Genomic DNA, 16,063 nt, shown 5'->3' with positions numbered 1-16,063 from the left:
TCACAAAGACCCGTGAGCCGCCCCCTGGCCGCGGCCATGCTCATTATCGATCCGTGACAGGGCGCAATGCTAGTGGACACTCGCCGCGCGACGCTCCCCCCAAAGGGGGGTGTGGAGCCTGCCGATGGCGATCGGCTCAGGGATAGCGCCGGCTGATCGACTCGGCCACGCACACCGGCTTGGCCGAGCCTTCGCGTTCGACCGTGGCTTCCACCGTCAGCTGCGCCCCTCCCTGGTCCAGGGGCTCGAAGGCCAACAGCTTGAAGTGCGCCCGCAACCGGCTGCCCACGGGCACCGGCGCGGGAAAACGCACCTTGTTGAGCCCGTAGTTCACTCCCATGCGCACCTGGCGCACCTCGAAGCCGGTGGCAAAAAACAGCGGCAACAGACTCAGCGTGAGGAAGCCATGGGCGATGGTGGTGCCAAATGGACCCGCAGCGGCGCGCTCGGGGTCCACATGGATCCATTGATGGTCGCCGGTGGCGTCGGCAAAACGGTTGATCCGTTCCTGATCGATGGTGATCCAGTCGCTGGTGCCGATGGACTGGCCCACCAGCGGGCGCAGCTCTTCCAGGGTGTCGAAGACTCTCATGCGGACTCACTCACAATTGCAACCATTGAACGATGGGCGCCCATTGCTGCAGGTCGCGCTCGACCCGACCCGGGGCCACGTCCCACAGCGTCAGACCGCGCGCGGCCAGGTGGATGTAGATCTGGGTGTCGCGCAAGTAGCCCAGCACCGGCACTTCGAGCTGCGCCACGAAGGCTTTGAGCTGGTCTGCTGCGATGGTGTGCTCGCGCACCCGCGTGCCGACCACGCCCACCTTGACCTGGCTGGACTTGCGATGCGCCAGCACCTGGTCGAGAAATGCGCGGGTCGCATAGATGTCGAAGATGCTCGGCTGCAGCGGCACCAGCACCTGGTCGGCCAGCTTCATCACCTCGTCGAAGCGCCGACCATGCAACCCGGCCGGGGTGTCCAGCACCACGTGGGTGGTGCCCTTGGGCGGGCGCACGATGTGATCATGGGCCACGTCCCATCCAGCGATGGGGCGGGCCGTCTCGGGCCTCAAGCCCAGCCACGTGCGGGCGGACTGCTGGCGGTCGACATCGCCGAGCATCACCCGGTGTCCCTGCGATGCAATGTACCCCGCCAGATTGGTTGCGATCGTGGACTTGCCCACGCCGCCCTTCGGATTGGCCACCACGATCACCCGCATCGTGCCCTCCGTGTTCGGATTGGTAGGCGGCAATGTTAGCCCGCCCCTCCGTTGCACACATGCAACAGAGGCCGAGGCCCTTGCCAGCCGGGCCGATTCAGCGCAGGCCGTCCCACAGCAGCTTGCAGCCGGTGAGGAACATGCCGGCATAGACCAGCCGGTAGAACCAGTCCTGCCGCACCCGGTGCACCAGGCGCACGCCCAGCCACACCCCCAAGGGCGCAAACGGCAACAAGGCCAGGGCCGTGACCATGTTGCGGCCATCGATCAGGCCCAGCCAGGCATAAGGGATCCACTTCGAGGCATTGACCGCTGCGAAGAACACCGCCATCGTGGCCGAGAACACCACCGGCGACAGCCGCAGCGGCAGCACGTAGGCGTTGATCGGCGGCCCGCCGGCATGGGCCACGAAACTGGTGAAGCCCGAGGCCATGGCCAGCAGCCGCCCCCACCCTGGCCGCGGTGGCGGGGCATCGGCGCGTGGCGGAAAAAACAAACGCTGGGCCAGGAAGAGCAAGGTGAGCGCGCCCACCACCGCCGCCACCCAGGCCGCCGGCAAAATGCCGAAGGACAGCGTGCCCAAGACCGTGCCGGCCAAGCCCGCCGGCAACAGTTGGCGAATGAGGGCCCAATCGACATGGCGCCGGTAGGCCGTGACACCCAGCAGATCCATCACGGCCAACAGCGGCAGCATGATGGCCGCCGCCTGCGGCACTGGCACGCTCAAGGCCATGATCGGCACGGCCAGCGACCCGAAGCCCGAACCGAAACCGCTCTTGGACAACCCCATCAGCAGCACGGCCGGAATGGCCGCCGCATAGAACCAGGGGTCGTCGATGAGCCAGGCCAGCCACTCAGCATCCATGGGGGCCTTTCAGCACGAGCCCATCAGGCGAGGCGGGCCAGCGCGCCGTCGCCAAGCCGCGCCCAGACCACACGACCTCATGCGCTGGCCGACCAAGCCCACCCCCGCCGCGAGGCCGCTCAGACGATGCGGCACGCCTGCTCGAAACTCAAGCGCGGGCTGCGTGGAAAGAGCTGACGGGCATCTCCGTAGCCCAGATTGCAGATGAAATTGGTCTTGACCTGGGTGCCGGCCCAGAACTCGGCGTCCACCTTGGCCGCATCGAAGCCACTCATCGGCCCGCAGTCCAAGCCCAGGGCACGGGCGGCCAAGATGAAATAGCCCCCTTGCAAGCTGGAGTTGCGAAAGGCCGTGGCCTCGATCTTGGCGGGTTGGCCCTCGAACCAACTGCGCGCGCCTGGATTGTGGGGGAACAGCTCGCCCAAGTGCTCGTAGAACGCCAAATCCATGCCCAGGATGGCCGTCACCGGAGCCTGGGCCGTCTTGGCTTGGTTGCCGGCATCCATCAGCGGCACCAAACGCGCCTTGGCCTGCGGGCTGATGACGAACTGGATGCGCAGCGGGCTGCAATTGGCCGAGGTGGGGCCAAACTTCATCATGTCGTAGAGCTGGCGCAACGTGTCTTCGGGGACGGGCCGATCCAGCCACGCGTTGTGCGTGCGCGCGTGATCGAACAGCTGTTCGGTGGTGATCTGCATGGTGTCCTTTCCCGTTCAGCAGCAAAGGAGCAGAATTGTCATATGTTTGCCCCGACCCAACACGACGTGCGGCGATTCTTTTGCGAAACCTACCGCAAGGAACGCGCCGGTGAGCCGCTATCGCCGATGGAAGCCCTGGCGGCGGACTGGATCAGCCAGCACCCGGAATACCACGGCGACCTGGCCGATGCCGAAGCGGCGGTGGCCGCCAGCTTCCGCGTCGAGGACGGGCGCACCAACCCCTTCTTGCACCTGGCGATGCATTTGTCCATCAGCGAGCAGACCAGCGTGGACCAGCCGCGCGGCATCCGCCAGGCCACGGACTTGCTCGCACGTCGCTTGGGCTCCTTGCATGAAGCCCATCACGAGGTGATGGAATGCCTGGGCCAGATGCTGTGGACCTCTCAGCGCAGCGGCCTGCCCCCCGATGGGGAGGCCTACATCGACTGCGTGAGCCGGCGCGCCACGCGCTGAGCCTTCGCCTTCAACTGGCCGGATAGCCCTCCTCGGCCAGCGCCTGACGCACCACCTCCAGCGGCTGCTGGGTCTCGATCCTGACACGCTGGCTCGGCAAGTCGATGTCCACGCGCGCCTGCGGGTCCAGCTTCTGTAGGGTCTGCGTGACGGTGCGCACGCAGTGACCGCAGGTCATGTCTTTGAGGGTCAGTTCGATCATGGCGGGGCCTCGTTGGTCATTGGACATGGACGTACTCTAGACCTTGCCATGGTGGAAAGGTCAAATCGGTGGCTTGACCTTGACATCAGGGGAAGGTTTATCCTGAGCGCCGATGTCTCCTGCGCAATCCATGAGCACCTACACCCTGCCGATCGAAGGCATGACCTGCGCCTCCTGCGTCGGGCGTGTCGAACGCGCGTTGCGACGCCTGCCCGGAGTGCAAAGCGCCGAAGTCAATCTGGCCACCGAATCGGCCACCGTGCAGGGTCAGTGCCCACTGCCCGAGCTGGTGAGCACGGTGCAAGCCGCCGGCTACGAGGTGCCCCGGCACGAACGTCGGTTGCGCATCGAAGGCATGAGCTGCGCGAGCTGCGTGAACCGGGTCGAAAAAGCGCTCGAGCGCGTGCCCGGAGTGATCCAGGCCCATGTCAATCCGGCCACCGAAACCGCCACCGTCACGGCCTTGCGCGGCGTCAGTGATGCGGCCTTGCTCAGCGCCGTGCGTCAAGCCGGCTACCTCGCTCACCTGCCGCAGGCAGCCCCGGCACCGGCGGATTCCCCAAGGCACGGCCTCGGCGAGGCCCAGGCGGTGGTGCTGGCCGCCATCCTGTCGCTGCCGCTGGCCATACCGATGCTGGGCGACCTGTTTGGACGACATTGGATGTTGCAGGGCTGGCTGCAATGGGCCCTGGCCACGCCGGTGCAGTTCTGGCTGGGGGCACGCTTTTACCGCGCCGGCTGGCAGGCCCTGCGCGCTGGCACCGGCAACATGGATCTGCTGGTCGCCTTGGGCACCAGCGCGGCCTATGGACTCAGTGTGTACCGCCTGATCACCGATGACAGCGGCATGCCCGCGCTGTACTTCGAGTCCTCCGCCGTGGTCATCACCTTGGTGCTGCTGGGCAAATGGCTGGAAGCCCGTGCCAAGCGCCAAACCACCGAAGCCATCCGCGCCCTGCAGGCCCTGGCCCCCGAAACCGCGCGCGTGCGCCGCGGCGCGCAAGAGCTGGAGCTGCCCCTGAGCGAGGTGGTGGTCGGCGACATCGTGCTGGTGCAGCCCGGCGAACGTGTCCCCGTCGATGGCGACGTGCTCGAGGGCCACAGCCATGTGGACGAATCCCTGCTGACCGGCGAAAGCCTGCCCGTGAGCAAGGGGCCAGGCGATCGCGTGACCGGCGGCTCGATCAATGCCGAGGGACACTTGGTGTTGCGCACCCGGGCCGTGGGCACCGAAACCGCTCTGGCACGCATCGTGCGGCTGGTGGAATCGGCCCAGGCCCGCAAGGCGCCGATCCAACGCCTGGTCGACCAGGTCAGTGCGGTCTTCGTGCCCGTGGTCGTCGGCCTGGCCCTCGTCACCGTGCTGGCCTGGGGCCTGACCACGGGCGACTGGTCCACCGCCACGATCCATGCGGTGTCGGTGCTGGTGATCGCCTGTCCCTGTGCGCTGGGCTTGGCCACGCCGGCCGCACTGATGGTGGGCATGGGCATCGCGGCGCGCCATGGCATCCTGATCAAAGACGCACAGGCCCTGGAAGTGGCGCATGCGGTGGACACCGTCGCCTTCGACAAAACCGGCACGCTCACCATGGGGCAACCGACGCTCGTGTCGATGCAACCCGCCGCGGGCATCGCCGACAATGCCTTGCTCGCCTGGGCCGCCGCACTGCAGTCCGGTAGCGAGCACCCGCTGGCCCGTGCGGTGCTGCAGGCCGCGGCCCGCCGCGCCGTGGTCTACACGCCCGCACAAGACGTGCGAGCCCTGCCCGGGCGGGGTGTGACCGGTCGGGTGGACGGGCGCGATCTCGTGTTGGCCAATGCCCGCGGGCTGCAGGAGCTGGGACTGGACCTCGCCCCCATGGCCGGCCCGGCCCAGGCACTCCAAGCCCAGGGCCGCACCGTGTCTTGGTTGGCCGAAACCGCACCAACGCCGCGCTTGTTGGGCCTGCTGGCCTTTGGCGATGCCCTCAAGCCCCAAGCCCGCGACGCCATCGCCCGGCTGCATGCCCAGGGCATCCGAACCGTGCTGGTCAGCGGCGACAACCGGGGCAGCGTGCTGGCCGCCGCAGCGGCGTTGGGCATCTCGGAGGTCCGCGCCGAAGTGCTCCCGCAGGACAAGGCCCGCGTCATCGCCGAACTCAAAGCACCGGACGCACAGGGTCGGCAACGACGGGTGGCCATGGTCGGCGACGGCCTGAACGACGCGCCCGCACTGGCCGCTGCCGACGTCGGTGTGGCCATGGGCACCGGCACCGACGTGGCCATGCATGCGGCCAGCATCACGTTGATGCGTGGCGACCCGCGCCTGGTGGCCGATGCCCTGGAGGTGTCACGCCGCACCACACGCAAAATCCGCCAGAACTTGTTCTGGGCGTTCATCTACAACGTGGTGGGCCTGCCACTGGCGGCCTTCGGCCTGCTCAGCCCGGTGCTCGCCGGTGCGGCGATGGCCTTCTCCAGTGTGAGCGTGATCGGCAATGCCTTGTGGCTGAAGCGTTGGACACCGACGGCCGGGAGGAGCTCATGAACATCGGTCAGGCCGCACGGGCCTCGGGCGTGAGCGCCAAAATGATCCGCCACTACGAAAGCCTGGGGTTGTTGCCCCCGATCGCTCGCACCGCCGCGGGCTACCGGCAATACGACGAGACGGCCATACACACCCTGCGCTTCATCCGCCGCTGCCGCGACCTGGGCTTTGGCATCGAAGAAATCCGCAAATTGCTGCAGCTGTGGCGCAACGAGCAGCGCCCCAGCAGCGAGGTCAAACGCATCGCGCTGGCCCATGCAGCCGCGCTGGAGCGTCGCATCGAATCCATGCAGGCGATGAAGCGGACCCTGGAGCGCCTGGCCGCCCACTGCCATGGCGACGAACGGCCTCAGTGCCCCATCCTGGACGATCTGGCGGCCCACACCGAGACGGGCGCCGGCGGCACGCCCAAGACGCGCTTTTGATGGCTTCTGGACGACAAAAAGGCCGCTGCACGGCAGCGGCCTTCTCTACCTTCTGGGGGAGTCGGAGTCGATGCGATCAGCGAGCAGCGCCGATGCGGAAGCGAGATTGCGGCACCACACGCAGATCCCCAGGCAGCGAGGCGATGTACTGGGCCATGGCCTTGAGCTCGGCATCGGTGAAGGGCTTGACCTGGCCGGCCATGATCGCATTGCCGCGGCCAATGATCGGGTTGCCCTCGGTCTTGTAGGACTTCAGCGCCACATACAGATAGTCCGCATGTTGGCCGGCGATCTTGGGGTAGCCAGCATCGATGGGCTTGTTGAAATTGGCACCATGGCAGGCCACGCAGCCGCCCTTCTCGAGCAAAGCAGCCACTTCGGCACGCGGCGTCCGGGCCGGGGCATCCGGCACGTTGGCCGGCGGCACCTGCTGCTCATAGAAGGCGGCGATGTCGGCCATGTCTTGCTCGGACAGCGATTCGGCGATGCCGCGCATCGTCGGATGCTTGCGCTCGCCCTTTTTGTAGGCGTTCAATGCCGCGACGATGTACTTGGCATTCTGGCCGGAGATCATCGGCACCTTGTGGATCTCCGGGAAGCTCGCCTGGTAGCCCGGAATGCCGTGGCACCCGATGCACATGGCGACCTTGGCTTCACCGGCCTTGACGTCCTGGGCAAGGGCCGCGCCCGCATAGAAGGCACTCAAGCCAGCCGCAGCGGCCAGCGCGGTCATCGTGGATTTGAATTTCTTCATGGGCGCGCGACGCATCGTCGGTGTTTGGAATCAACCGACGATTATAGCCAGCCCGCTTATACTGCCTTTGCACCCATCCATGCTTGATCCGGCACATCTTTCATGAAGTTTCACGGCTCGAACACTTACGTCGCCACCGACGACTTGCGACTGGCGGTCAATGCCGCCATCACCCTGAAGCGCCCGCTGCTGGTCAAGGGCGAGCCGGGTACTGGCAAGACCATGCTGGCCGAGGAAGTGGCCCGCGCGCTGGGCATGCCGCTGTTGCAGTGGCACATCAAATCGACCACCAAGGCCCAACAGGGGCTGTATGAGTACGACGCGGTCAGCCGGCTGCGCGACAGTCAGCTCGGCGACGAGCGGGTCAAAGACATCCACAACTACATCATCAAGGGCGTGCTGTGGCAGGCCTTCGAGGCCGAGCAGCCGGTGGCGCTGCTGATCGACGAGATCGACAAGGCGGACATCGAATTTCCCAACGACCTGCTGCGCGAGCTCGATCGCATGGAGTTCTATGTGTACGAGACGCGACAGATGATCCGCGCCAAGCACCGCCCGCTGGTGTTCATCACGTCCAACAACGAGAAGGAGCTGCCCGACGCCTTCCTGCGCCGCTGTTTCTTCCACTACATCAAGTTTCCCGATGCCGAGACGATGAAACGCATCGTGGAGGTGCACTTCCCCGGACTGAAAAAGGAATTGCTGGCGGCCGCACTGAAGAACTTCTACGACGTGCGCAACCTGCCCGGATTGAAGAAGAAACCCAGCACCTCGGAGCTGTTGGACTGGCTCAAGCTGCTGGTGGCTGAGGACATTCCGGTCCAAGCGCTACAAAGCGAAGACGACAAGGTCGTCATCCCGCCGCTGGTGGGGGCTTTGCTGAAGAACGAGCAGGACTTGAGCCTGTTCGAGAAACTCGTGTTCATGCAGCGCCACCATCGATGAGGCCATGAACAAGCCCGAGCCCGTCGTCCTGCAGCACGGCCAGGTGCGACTCGAGCCCTTGCGGGCCGAGCATGCGCCCGCGCTGGAGGCCGCGGCCAGCGACGGTCAGCTGTGGACCTTGCGCGTGACCTCGGTGCCAGCGCCCGGGGAATTCGATGCCTACATTGCCGCGGCGCTGACGGGGCAGGCCCAGGGCCACATGCTGCCCTTTGCGGTGGTGGATGTGCCCAGCGGCCGCGTGATCGGCAGCACCCGCTACCATGACATCGTGCCCGCGGTGGAACGCTTGGAGATCGGCTACACCTGGTATGCCCGGTCTTGGCAACGCAGCCATGTCAACACCACCGCCAAGCTGCTGCTATTGACCCATGCCTTCGAGGTGCTGGGCGCGCGGCTCGTGGGGTTTCGCACCGACAATTTCAACTTCGTCAGCCAGCGGGCCATCGAACGGCTGGGCGCTCGCAAAGACGGTGTGCTGCGTCATCATGCGCTGCGCCGTGACGGTACCGTGCGTGATACGGTGATGTACAGCCTTGCCGCCGCAGAGTGGCCCGAGGTGAAAGCGCATCTGCAGTATCAATTGACCCGGCCCCGCTGAGTCCTCATCTGCCAGACTCTCATGCTGATCGACTTTTTCTTCACCCTGCGCGCGGCCAAGTTGCCGGTGTCGATCAAAGAATTCCTGGTGCTGCTGGAAGCCATCAAGAGCGGTGTCATCGACGACGAAGGCGGCCCCACGGTGGACAAGTTCTACTACCTGGCCCGCACGACCTTGGTGAAGGACGAGGCCCACTTCGACAAATTCGACCGGGCCTTCGGCAGCTACTTCAAAGGCGTGGAGCTGCTGGCCGATTTTTCCAAGGAGATTCCGCTGGAGTGGCTGCGAAAGCGCCTGGAGCTGGAGCTGTCGCCCGAAGAAAAGGCCTTGATCGAAAAACTCGGCTGGGACGAGCTGATGAAGCGCCTGCGCGAGCTTTTCGAGCAGCAAAAAGAGCGCCACGAAGGCGGCAACCGCTACATCGGCACCGGCGGCACCTCGCCCTACGGCGCCTATGGGTACAACCCGCAAGGCATTCGCATCGGCCAAGACCGCAGTCGCCATCGCAGTGCGGTGAAGGTGTGGGACCAGCGCCAATACAAGGATTACGACGACAGCGTGGAGCTGGGCACGCGCAACATCAAGGTGGCGTTGCGGCGCTTGCGCCGCTTCGCCCGGGAAGGCTCGCAGCTCGAGCTCGATTTGGACGACACCATTCGTTCCACCGCCGCCAATGCCGGCTGGCTGGATTTGAAGATGGTGCCCGAGCGCCACAACCAGGTCAAAGTGTTGCTGCTGATGGACGTGGGCGGCACGATGGACGAGCATGTCCACCGTGTCGAGGAACTTTTCAGCGCCGCGAAGTCTGAGTTCAAGCACCTGGAGTTCTATTACTTCCACAACTGTGTCTACGACTTCCTGTGGAAGAACAATCGCCGCCGTTTCAGTGAGAAGTTCCCGACGTGGGATGTGATCCGCAAGTACAACAAGGACTACAGGCTCATCTTCGTGGGCGATGCCACGATGAGCCCTTACGAGATTCTCCAGCCCGGCGGCAGCGTGGAGTACAACAACGAGGAGCCCGGGGCCCAATGGCTGCAGCGCCTCACGCAGGCGTTTCCCAAGTACGCCTGGATCAATCCGGAGCCCCAGGGGATCTGGGGCTACCGTCAATCGATCGCGATCATCCAGCAGCTCATGAATCAGCGCATGTTTCCGCTGACCCTGTCCGGGTTGGAAGGAGCCATGCGTCTGTTGAGCAAATGATCGAGACTCGGCGCCGCGCTGCCCTGTGGTCGCTGCTGCCCTGTGTGGCCATGGCGGCGGCCCCGGCTCAGGCCGCCGAGGAGGTCCAGCCGCCCCCCCACACCGAAGAAGCCACCGCCGCGGCACCGTACCGTTTGCGCATCGAGGCCCCGGACGATCTGGCCGATTTGCTGGGCACTTTTCTCGACCTGGCGCGCTTTCGCACCGATCCTGCATTGGCCGAGGCCACCGAGGCCGAGGTGCGGCGCCTGATCGCCGCCACGCCGGCGCAGGCGCGCTCACTGCTGGAGACGCGGGGGTACTTCAACCCCACGATCCGCATCGACCGCGAGGAAGGCCAACCGCCCCTGATCCGCATCGAGGTGGACCCAGGCGAGCGCACGCGCGTCAGCCGGACCACCCTCGAAGTGCAAGGGGAAATCGTCGAACGCGCCGAGGCCGGCCATGCGCGTGACCAGGCCTTGCTGCAGGAGATCCAAGACGGTTGGCGGCTGCGCGAGGGACGGCCGTTTTCGCAAGACCAATGGTCGGCCGAGAAAACCGAACTGTTGGGCCGGCTGCGTCGCGACGGCTACCCGGCGGCCAGCTGGGCCGGCACGGCCGCCGAAGTGGATGCGCCGCGCAACACGGTACGCCTGTTCGTCGTGGCCGATAGCGGACCGCTGTTTCGCTTCGGCCCGGTGCGTATCGAGGGCTTGTCCAAGCAGCGGGAGGAGGCGGTGAGTCACCAGCTCACCTTCGGCCCAGGGGATCGCTACACCGAAAAGCAGGTGCTCGATTTGCAAGAGCGTCTGCAGCGCAGCGGGCTGTTCGAATCGGCCTCGGTGCTGGTCGACCCCAATCCGGCCAGCGCGCAGGCCGCGCCCGTGACGATCGCCGTGCGCGAGGCGCCGCTGCAAGATTTGACCCTGGGCATCGGCTACAGCGACGTGGCGCGAGAGCGCGGGACGATCGAGCACCTGCACCGCCGGCCCTTGGGGCTGAACTGGGTGGCCAAGCACAAGCTGGAAGTGGGGCGTGACCAGCGTTCACTAAGTTCCGAATGGACCTCCCACCCCAAGGCCGACCAGTACCGCAACTTGCTGGCCTTCGCCGGCGAGCGCTTCAGCAGCGACCGCAGCGCCCCGACCGACAGCTACCGCTTGCGCGTCGGCCGCACCCAGGACACCGAGCGCATCGACCGCTTGTATTACGGGGAGTACACCACCGCGATCGTCACCACCGACCTCGGGCGCCAACGCGCCAGCGCGCTGACGGCCAACTACGAATGGATTTGGCGCCATGTCGACGACGTGCTGCTGCCCACCCGCGGCATCGCGGCTTCGGCCCAACTTGGCGCCGGCCATGCCCGCAGCGATGCGGGCCAAGGCCCCTTCAGCCGGGTCTATGGACGGCTCAGTGGCTATCTGCCTTTGGGCCGCTGGTACGCCAGCGCGCGCATCGAAGGCGGCGAGGTGTTCACACCCAACAACGTCGAGGTGCCCGACACCCTGCGGTTTCGGGCGGGGGGGGACGACTCGGTGCGCGGCTATCCCTCTCGCTCGATCGGCCCGCAAGAAGGCGGCGAGACGGTGGGCGGTAACGTGCTGGCCACCGCCAGCCTGGAACTAGCCCGCCCGCTGGGGGCAGGCCGTCTGCGCTCCTGGTGGGGGGCCGTCTTCGTCGACGCCGGCGACGCCACCCATCATTGGTCCGCCTTCGACGCCAAGCTGGGCTGGGGCCTGGGACTGCGCTGGCGCAGCCCCGTGGGCCCGCTCAAAGTGGATGCGGCCTACGGCGAAGCCACGAAACGCTGGCGCCTGCATCTGAGTGTGGGCATCGCGTATTGACCCATGGATCCGACTCCGCCCACCGCCTCTGCGGCGCCCACCGCGCCCCCACCCGACGCGCCGGCGTCCAGCCGCCGCCGGCCGGGCTGGATGGCATGGCTGCTGGCCCTGGTGCTGCCCTTGTTGGCCGTGGCGGCCATCGTCGGGATGCTGGTGGCCGCCTTGACCACGGCCACCGGCACGGCCTGGCTGCTGCGCGCCGTGCCGCGACTGACGGTGCTGGACCCACAAGGCCCGCTGCTGGGCGACTTCTCGGCCCGTCGGGTGCACTGGGATCTATCCAGCCCCGGCCGGCCGCACGATGGCGTGACCATCGACGGCCTGGCCTGGCAGGGCCTGCGCTGGAGCGCCGAGCCGTCGGGGCAAGGCTTGAGCCTGGAAGTGACGCAGCTGGCCCTGGAGCGCCTGCACCTGAGGCTGCCCCCGGCGGCCCCCACCGGCGACGCCGCCCCGCCACCCTCGGAGCTCAAATCGCCCCTGCACCTGCGCTTGCGCTCAGTGCGCATCGGCGAGCTGTCCTTCAGTGAGGCGATGCCGCCGATGCGCGAGCTGACGGCCCAGTTGGAGCTGGGCAGCCAGGAGGGCCGCACGCACCGCCTCGACGTGCTGAGCTTGCGCTGGGACCGCCTCCGCCTGCATGGCCAAGCCGAGCTGGGGGCCCTGGCGCCGCTGGAGCTGCATGCCGCGCTGGACCTCGACGGTGAGCTGCCCGAGGGCCCGACGAGCGCCGCCCGCTGGCAGGCCCGGCTCGAGGCCCGAGGTCCTTTGGCCCAGCTGCCCGTCAGCATCGAGCTGTCGGCGGCCGAGCAATCCCTGCGGGCCGAGGCGACGCTCACACCGTTTGCCCCGGCCCCACTGGAGCGCTTGGATGCACGATTCGAAGCCTTGGACCTGGCCGCCCTGTTCAGCGCCGCCCCGCGCACGGCGCTCAGTGGCCAAGTGCACGCACAGCTCGGCCATCCACAACCCGGGACGGTGGACGCAGCGGTGAGGATCCGGCTGCGCAATGCCCGGCCCGACCGCTGGGATGCCAGTCGTCTTCCCCTGCGGGAGCTGGTGCTGGATGCTCGCAGCCCCGACCTGCGGCCGCAGGAGGGCTGGGTGGTGGAGCGCTTCGAAGCCGTGCTGGGGCCAGCGATGCGCGAAGCCGGCCGCCTGCGAGGCGAAGGCCGCGGGTCGCCCTCGTCGGGTTGGAGCGCTCGTCTGGAGCTGAGGCAGCTCGATCTGGCGGCCCTGGATGGCCGACTGCCGGCCTTGCGCCTGAGCGGCCCGCTCGAACTGGGCTCGGGCGGGGCGGGTCAGCCCGTGGCCGTGCGCACCCGGCTCGACGGCAGCCTGCCGGATGCACGTGGCATGCGCCAGTCCGTGGCGCTGTCGCTGGACGGCGAGTTCTCCCGGTTGCGCAGCCTGGTGCGCGAATTGACGGTCCGCGCCGGCTCGTCGCGGGCCGAAGTGCAAGCCGAAGTCGACACCCCGCCCGGGCAAGCGGTGCAAGCCCGTGTGCAGGCCCGCTGGCAAGACCTCGATCCTCGAACCTGGTGGCCAGCCCTCGGCGCCGGGGCGGCCGCCCATGGGGAGCACCGCCTGTCCGGCCAGGCGCAGACCCGCTTGACCCTGCCGCCACGCAACCCGGGCGAGCCCTTGCTGACCTGGATGGCGCGCTGGCGCGGCCAGGCCGAACTGCGGGTGGACGACAGCCGGTGGGCGGATCTGCCGGTGCAAGGCCTGCTGCTGTGGCAGGCCGAGCGTGCAGGCTTGCCGGGACGCACCGAAGGTCAGCTGCGGGTGGACGCCAACCGCCTGACTTGGAACGGCGAGCTGCCTGGCCAGCGGCCTGCACACGCCGACGACACGCTGACCTTCAACCTGGATGCTGCGGCCTTGGACCGCGTGGCCCCACTGCTGCACGCCTGGCAGCCAGAGGTCCGACTGGCAGGCGCCCTGCGCCTGAATGCCCGCATCCACTGGGGCGCCGCAGCCGCACCGCAGCGTCTGGACGGGCAGCTCCAGGGCCGCGCCCTGCGCTGGAACGACTGGCTCCTGCAAAGCGCAGAAGGCCATTGGGACCTCGCTTCGGCCCGCGAGGCGCTCCAGCGACTCGAGCTGCGCATGGACGGCCTGCAACACCGAGACCGGCGTATCGATACCGTCACGCTGCAGCTGGAGGGCCCCTTGCACGACCACCGGCTGCGTGTGGACGGTCGCTCGAACCTGGTCCTGCCCTGGGCCGCCCCGGCCGACGCCGCCCAGCAGACCGTCCATGCAGCGCACGCCCAGCCGGTGCAACTGCAACTGCAGGTCTCCGGCAGCGCCGACCTGCCCCGCGACGGGGCCTTCGATGCCATCCAGGGCTGGCAAGGGCGATTGCAGCGTCTCGTGGTGGGCCCGGTCGATCCGCAGCAGCTCCCATGGCTCGATGTCAGCGGCGTGCCGCTGCAATGGGAACATCGAGCCGGGCAAGCCGCTCGCTTCAGCCTGGGCGCCGGTCAAGCCCGCTTGCGAGCAGGCCGCCAGGCAGCCACCTTGCGCTGGGACGAAGTGTCATACCAAGCCGCGCAGGCCGGTCAGTCCGCCGTGCTGCAGGCCCAGGCCCGGCTCGATCCGCTGCCCATCGCCCCGCTGCTGCGCGACCTCCAACCCGAATTCGGCTGGACGGGCGACCTCGAGCTGGGCGCCTCCTTGCGGCTGCGCAGTGCACCCAGCGTCCAGGCCGATGTAGACATCGTGCGAGTGCGCGGCGACCTGCAAGTGGAAGAACCCGGTGGCCTGGTCGAACGGCTCGACCTCACCGAGCTGCGCCTCAGCCTGCAAGCCCGTGATGGGCTGTGGCGCTTCACCCAGGCCATGGCCGGCGCCCGGCTCGGCCGAGTCTGGGGCGAGCAAACCGTGCAAGCGCGCCCGCAGGATGGTTGGCCCTCGCCCGAGGCCACGCTGCGCGGGTTTGTGCAAGCCGACGTCGACAACCTTGGCGCCTGGGCCGCCTGGGTGCCCGCAGGTTGGCGGCTGGGCGGACAGCTGCGCTTGCGCGCCGATGTCGGCGGTCGTTGGGGGGCCCCGCAGTTCACCGGCGAGGTGCGCGCGCGCGACGTGCAAGTGCGCAACCTGCTGCAAGGCATCCACTTGCGCGACGGCGAACTGCACCTGGTGATGCAGGGAGACACGGCGCGCATCGAAACCTTGCGCGCCCGCGCCGGCGAGGGCGAAGTGCAACTGCATGGCCAAGCTCAGTTGGGCCAGCATCCACGTGCCCAACTGCAAGTGCGAGCCGAACGATTCAGCCTGCTGTCGCGCGTGGACCGCCGCATGGTCCTCAGCGGCAGTGCGCAAGTCGTCCTGGAGGCCGAGCGCTTGCAGGCCGACGGCGACTTCCGTATCGACGAAGGTCTGATCGACATCTCACGCGCAGACGCCCCCAGCCTGTCCGATGATGTCGTGGTGCGGCGCACCGAACCACGCGCCGACGAGGACCCGCGCCGGCAGACGGCGCCACGGCGCGCCGTGGCGCTCAATCTGCGGCTGGATGCCGGCGAGCGCCTGCGGCTGCGCGGTCGCGGTCTGGACACACGGCTCACTGGCGCCTTGCGCCTGACCTCTCCGGGCGGGCGCCCTGCGCTGCATGGCGACATCCGCACGGCCGACGGCACCTATGCCGCCTATGGCCAGAAGCTCACGATCGACAAAGGCGTGATCAGCTTCGTCGGTGCACCGGACAACCCACGCCTGGACATCGAAGCGACACGGCCGAACACCGACATCCGGGTCGGTGTAGCCATCACCGGCACGGCCGAGAGCCCTCGCGTGCGGCTGTTCTCCGAGCCCGAGATGAGCGACACCGACAAGCTGTCCTGGCTGGTGCTGGGCCGCGGCAGCGGCCAGCTGGCCCGCGCCGAGGCCGCCTTGCTGCAACGCGCCGTGTTGGCGCTGGTGGCCGGCGAAGGCGAGTCCCCCACCGGGGACCTCACCCGCATGATCGGCCTGGACGAACTCTCCGTGCGCCAAGAAGACAGTGCCGGCGTGGCCGAAACCATCGTCAGCGTGGGCAAGCAGTTGTCGCGACGCTGGTACGTCGGCTATGAACGCTCGCTCAATGCCACCAGCGGAACATGGCAACTCATCTATCGTGCCGCGCAGCGTTTCACCGTGCGAGCCCAGGCCGGCATCCAAGAAAACGCGCTGGACTTCATCTGGACTTGGCGCTGGTGAGTCCAGCGCCACCCGAGGCGACATGATGCGCTGGAAGACGGCTTCGACGGCGCACTCACTGCCCACCCCCCGATCGATGTCATGCAGCGGCGAATGTGCGCCCACAGCGGGGCCAGC

The 16,063-nt window shown here is 67.5% G+C and carries 14 protein-coding genes; 8 read left to right on the top strand and 6 right to left on the bottom strand.

Annotation, left to right across the window (positions count from 1 at the left end):
* Positions 1 to 136: 136 nt before the first annotated feature.
* The 4 genes from CTA01S_RS13695 to CTA01S_RS13680 all read right to left on the bottom strand — a co-directional run bounded on the left by CTA01S_RS13695 (position 137) and on the right by CTA01S_RS13680 (position 2,783).
* The gene (locus tag CTA01S_RS13695) at positions 137 to 592 is read right to left on the bottom strand and encodes a MaoC family dehydratase (protein WP_019561604.1); all 456 of its coding nucleotides are present in this window, start codon (positions 590 to 592) and stop codon (positions 137 to 139) included.
* A gap of 10 nt (positions 593 to 602) precedes the next feature.
* Positions 603 to 1,220 (bottom strand): nucleotide-binding protein, encoded by a 618-nt coding sequence (locus tag CTA01S_RS13690; RefSeq protein ID WP_062196341.1) that lies wholly within the window; start codon positions 1,218 to 1,220, stop codon positions 603 to 605.
* Between the two features lie 97 nt (positions 1,221 to 1,317).
* On the bottom strand, positions 1,318 to 2,085 hold the full coding sequence (locus tag CTA01S_RS13685; RefSeq protein WP_062196339.1) for a sulfite exporter TauE/SafE family protein: 768 nt from the start codon (positions 2,083 to 2,085) through the stop codon (positions 1,318 to 1,320).
* 119 nt (positions 2,086 to 2,204) lie between these two features.
* A complete protein-coding gene (locus tag CTA01S_RS13680) occupies positions 2,205 to 2,783 on the bottom strand; it encodes a malonic semialdehyde reductase (protein ID WP_019561601.1) in 579 nt (192 codons plus the stop codon).
* Between the two features lie 42 nt (positions 2,784 to 2,825).
* On the opposite strand from CTA01S_RS13680, the gene CTA01S_RS13675 reads away from it, so the two are divergent.
* Positions 2,826 to 3,257 carry a DUF1841 family protein gene (locus tag CTA01S_RS13675; RefSeq protein WP_062196336.1) on the top strand — a complete coding sequence of 144 codons (432 nt, stop codon included), beginning with the start codon at positions 2,826 to 2,828 and terminating at the stop codon, positions 3,255 to 3,257.
* Positions 3,258 to 3,267: 10 nt separating this feature from the next.
* Here the strand turns inward: CTA01S_RS13675 and CTA01S_RS13670 are convergent, their stop codons facing one another.
* Entirely contained in the window at positions 3,268 to 3,459 is a 192-nt protein-coding gene (locus CTA01S_RS13670) for a heavy-metal-associated domain-containing protein (RefSeq protein ID WP_019561599.1), read from the bottom strand.
* Positions 3,460 to 3,589: 130 nt separating this feature from the next.
* Between CTA01S_RS13670 and CTA01S_RS13665 the strand changes: the two genes are divergently transcribed.
* Together CTA01S_RS13665 and cueR are read left to right on the top strand one after the other, a co-directional pair.
* Entirely contained in the window at positions 3,590 to 5,986 is a 2,397-nt protein-coding gene (locus CTA01S_RS13665) for a heavy metal translocating P-type ATPase (protein WP_062196333.1), read from the top strand.
* The gene (cueR, locus tag CTA01S_RS13660; protein WP_019561597.1) at positions 5,983 to 6,411 is read left to right on the top strand and encodes a Cu(I)-responsive transcriptional regulator; all 429 of its coding nucleotides are present in this window, start codon (positions 5,983 to 5,985) and stop codon (positions 6,409 to 6,411) included. The genes CTA01S_RS13665 and cueR overlap by 4 nt, the downstream gene beginning before the upstream one ends.
* 76 nt (positions 6,412 to 6,487) lie before the next feature.
* Here the strand turns inward: cueR and CTA01S_RS13655 are convergent, their stop codons facing one another.
* A complete protein-coding gene (locus CTA01S_RS13655) occupies positions 6,488 to 7,165 on the bottom strand; it encodes a c-type cytochrome (RefSeq protein ID WP_019561596.1) in 678 nt (225 codons plus the stop codon).
* Positions 7,166 to 7,267: 102 nt separating this feature from the next.
* Between CTA01S_RS13655 and CTA01S_RS13650 the strand changes: the two genes are divergently transcribed.
* Genes CTA01S_RS13650 through CTA01S_RS13630 form a run of 5 tightly spaced genes read left to right on the top strand, consistent with a single transcriptional unit; the run spans position 7,268 to position 15,946 of the window.
* Positions 7,268 to 8,110 (top strand): AAA family ATPase, encoded by an 843-nt coding sequence (locus tag CTA01S_RS13650; protein WP_019561595.1) that lies wholly within the window; start codon positions 7,268 to 7,270, stop codon positions 8,108 to 8,110.
* Between the two features lie 4 nt (positions 8,111 to 8,114).
* A complete protein-coding gene (locus CTA01S_RS13645) occupies positions 8,115 to 8,708 on the top strand; it encodes a GNAT family N-acetyltransferase (protein ID WP_019561594.1) in 594 nt (197 codons plus the stop codon).
* Positions 8,709 to 8,729: 21 nt separating this feature from the next.
* The gene (locus CTA01S_RS13640) at positions 8,730 to 9,914 is read left to right on the top strand and encodes a vWA domain-containing protein (RefSeq protein WP_019561593.1); all 1,185 of its coding nucleotides are present in this window, start codon (positions 8,730 to 8,732) and stop codon (positions 9,912 to 9,914) included.
* Positions 9,911 to 11,743 (top strand): autotransporter assembly complex protein TamA, encoded by a 1,833-nt coding sequence (locus CTA01S_RS13635; RefSeq protein ID WP_019561592.1) that lies wholly within the window; start codon positions 9,911 to 9,913, stop codon positions 11,741 to 11,743. The genes CTA01S_RS13640 and CTA01S_RS13635 overlap by 4 nt, the downstream gene beginning before the upstream one ends.
* Positions 11,744 to 11,746: 3 nt before the next feature.
* The gene (locus tag CTA01S_RS13630) at positions 11,747 to 15,946 is read left to right on the top strand and encodes a translocation/assembly module TamB domain-containing protein (RefSeq protein WP_084362432.1); all 4,200 of its coding nucleotides are present in this window, start codon (positions 11,747 to 11,749) and stop codon (positions 15,944 to 15,946) included.
* Positions 15,947 to 16,063 lie beyond the last annotated feature (117 nt).

The organism is Caldimonas taiwanensis NBRC 104434 (assembly GCF_001592165.1).
GTDB classification, from domain to species: domain Bacteria; phylum Pseudomonadota; class Gammaproteobacteria; order Burkholderiales; family Burkholderiaceae_C; genus Caldimonas; species Caldimonas manganoxidans.
The sequence above is the reverse complement of the archived record's forward strand: the minus strand, read 5'-3'. Positions and strand labels throughout refer to the sequence as shown.

Coding starts and splice junctions, on each gene's coding strand:
- CTA01S_RS13695 (WP_019561604.1), bottom strand. CDS start 592: ATGAGAGTCTTCGACACCCTGGAAGAGCTGCGCCCGCTGGTGGGCCAG.
- CTA01S_RS13690 (WP_062196341.1), bottom strand. CDS start 1,220: ATGCGGGTGATCGTGGTGGCCAATCCGAAGGGCGGCGTGGGCAAGTCC.
- CTA01S_RS13685 (WP_062196339.1), bottom strand. CDS start 2,085: ATGGATGCTGAGTGGCTGGCCTGGCTCATCGACGACCCCTGGTTCTAT.
- CTA01S_RS13680 (WP_019561601.1), bottom strand. CDS start 2,783: ATGCAGATCACCACCGAACAGCTGTTCGATCACGCGCGCACGCACAAC.
- CTA01S_RS13675 (WP_062196336.1), top strand. CDS start 2,826: ATGTTTGCCCCGACCCAACACGACGTGCGGCGATTCTTTTGCGAAACC.
- CTA01S_RS13670 (WP_019561599.1), bottom strand. CDS start 3,459: ATGATCGAACTGACCCTCAAAGACATGACCTGCGGTCACTGCGTGCGC.
- CTA01S_RS13665 (WP_062196333.1), top strand. CDS start 3,590: ATGAGCACCTACACCCTGCCGATCGAAGGCATGACCTGCGCCTCCTGC.
- cueR (WP_019561597.1), top strand. CDS start 5,983: ATGAACATCGGTCAGGCCGCACGGGCCTCGGGCGTGAGCGCCAAAATG.
- CTA01S_RS13655 (WP_019561596.1), bottom strand. CDS start 7,165: ATGAAGAAATTCAAATCCACGATGACCGCGCTGGCCGCTGCGGCTGGC.
- CTA01S_RS13650 (WP_019561595.1), top strand. CDS start 7,268: ATGAAGTTTCACGGCTCGAACACTTACGTCGCCACCGACGACTTGCGA.
- CTA01S_RS13645 (WP_019561594.1), top strand. CDS start 8,115: ATGAACAAGCCCGAGCCCGTCGTCCTGCAGCACGGCCAGGTGCGACTC.
- CTA01S_RS13640 (WP_019561593.1), top strand. CDS start 8,730: ATGCTGATCGACTTTTTCTTCACCCTGCGCGCGGCCAAGTTGCCGGTG.
- CTA01S_RS13635 (WP_019561592.1), top strand. CDS start 9,911: ATGATCGAGACTCGGCGCCGCGCTGCCCTGTGGTCGCTGCTGCCCTGT.
- CTA01S_RS13630 (WP_084362432.1), top strand. CDS start 11,747: ATGGATCCGACTCCGCCCACCGCCTCTGCGGCGCCCACCGCGCCCCCA.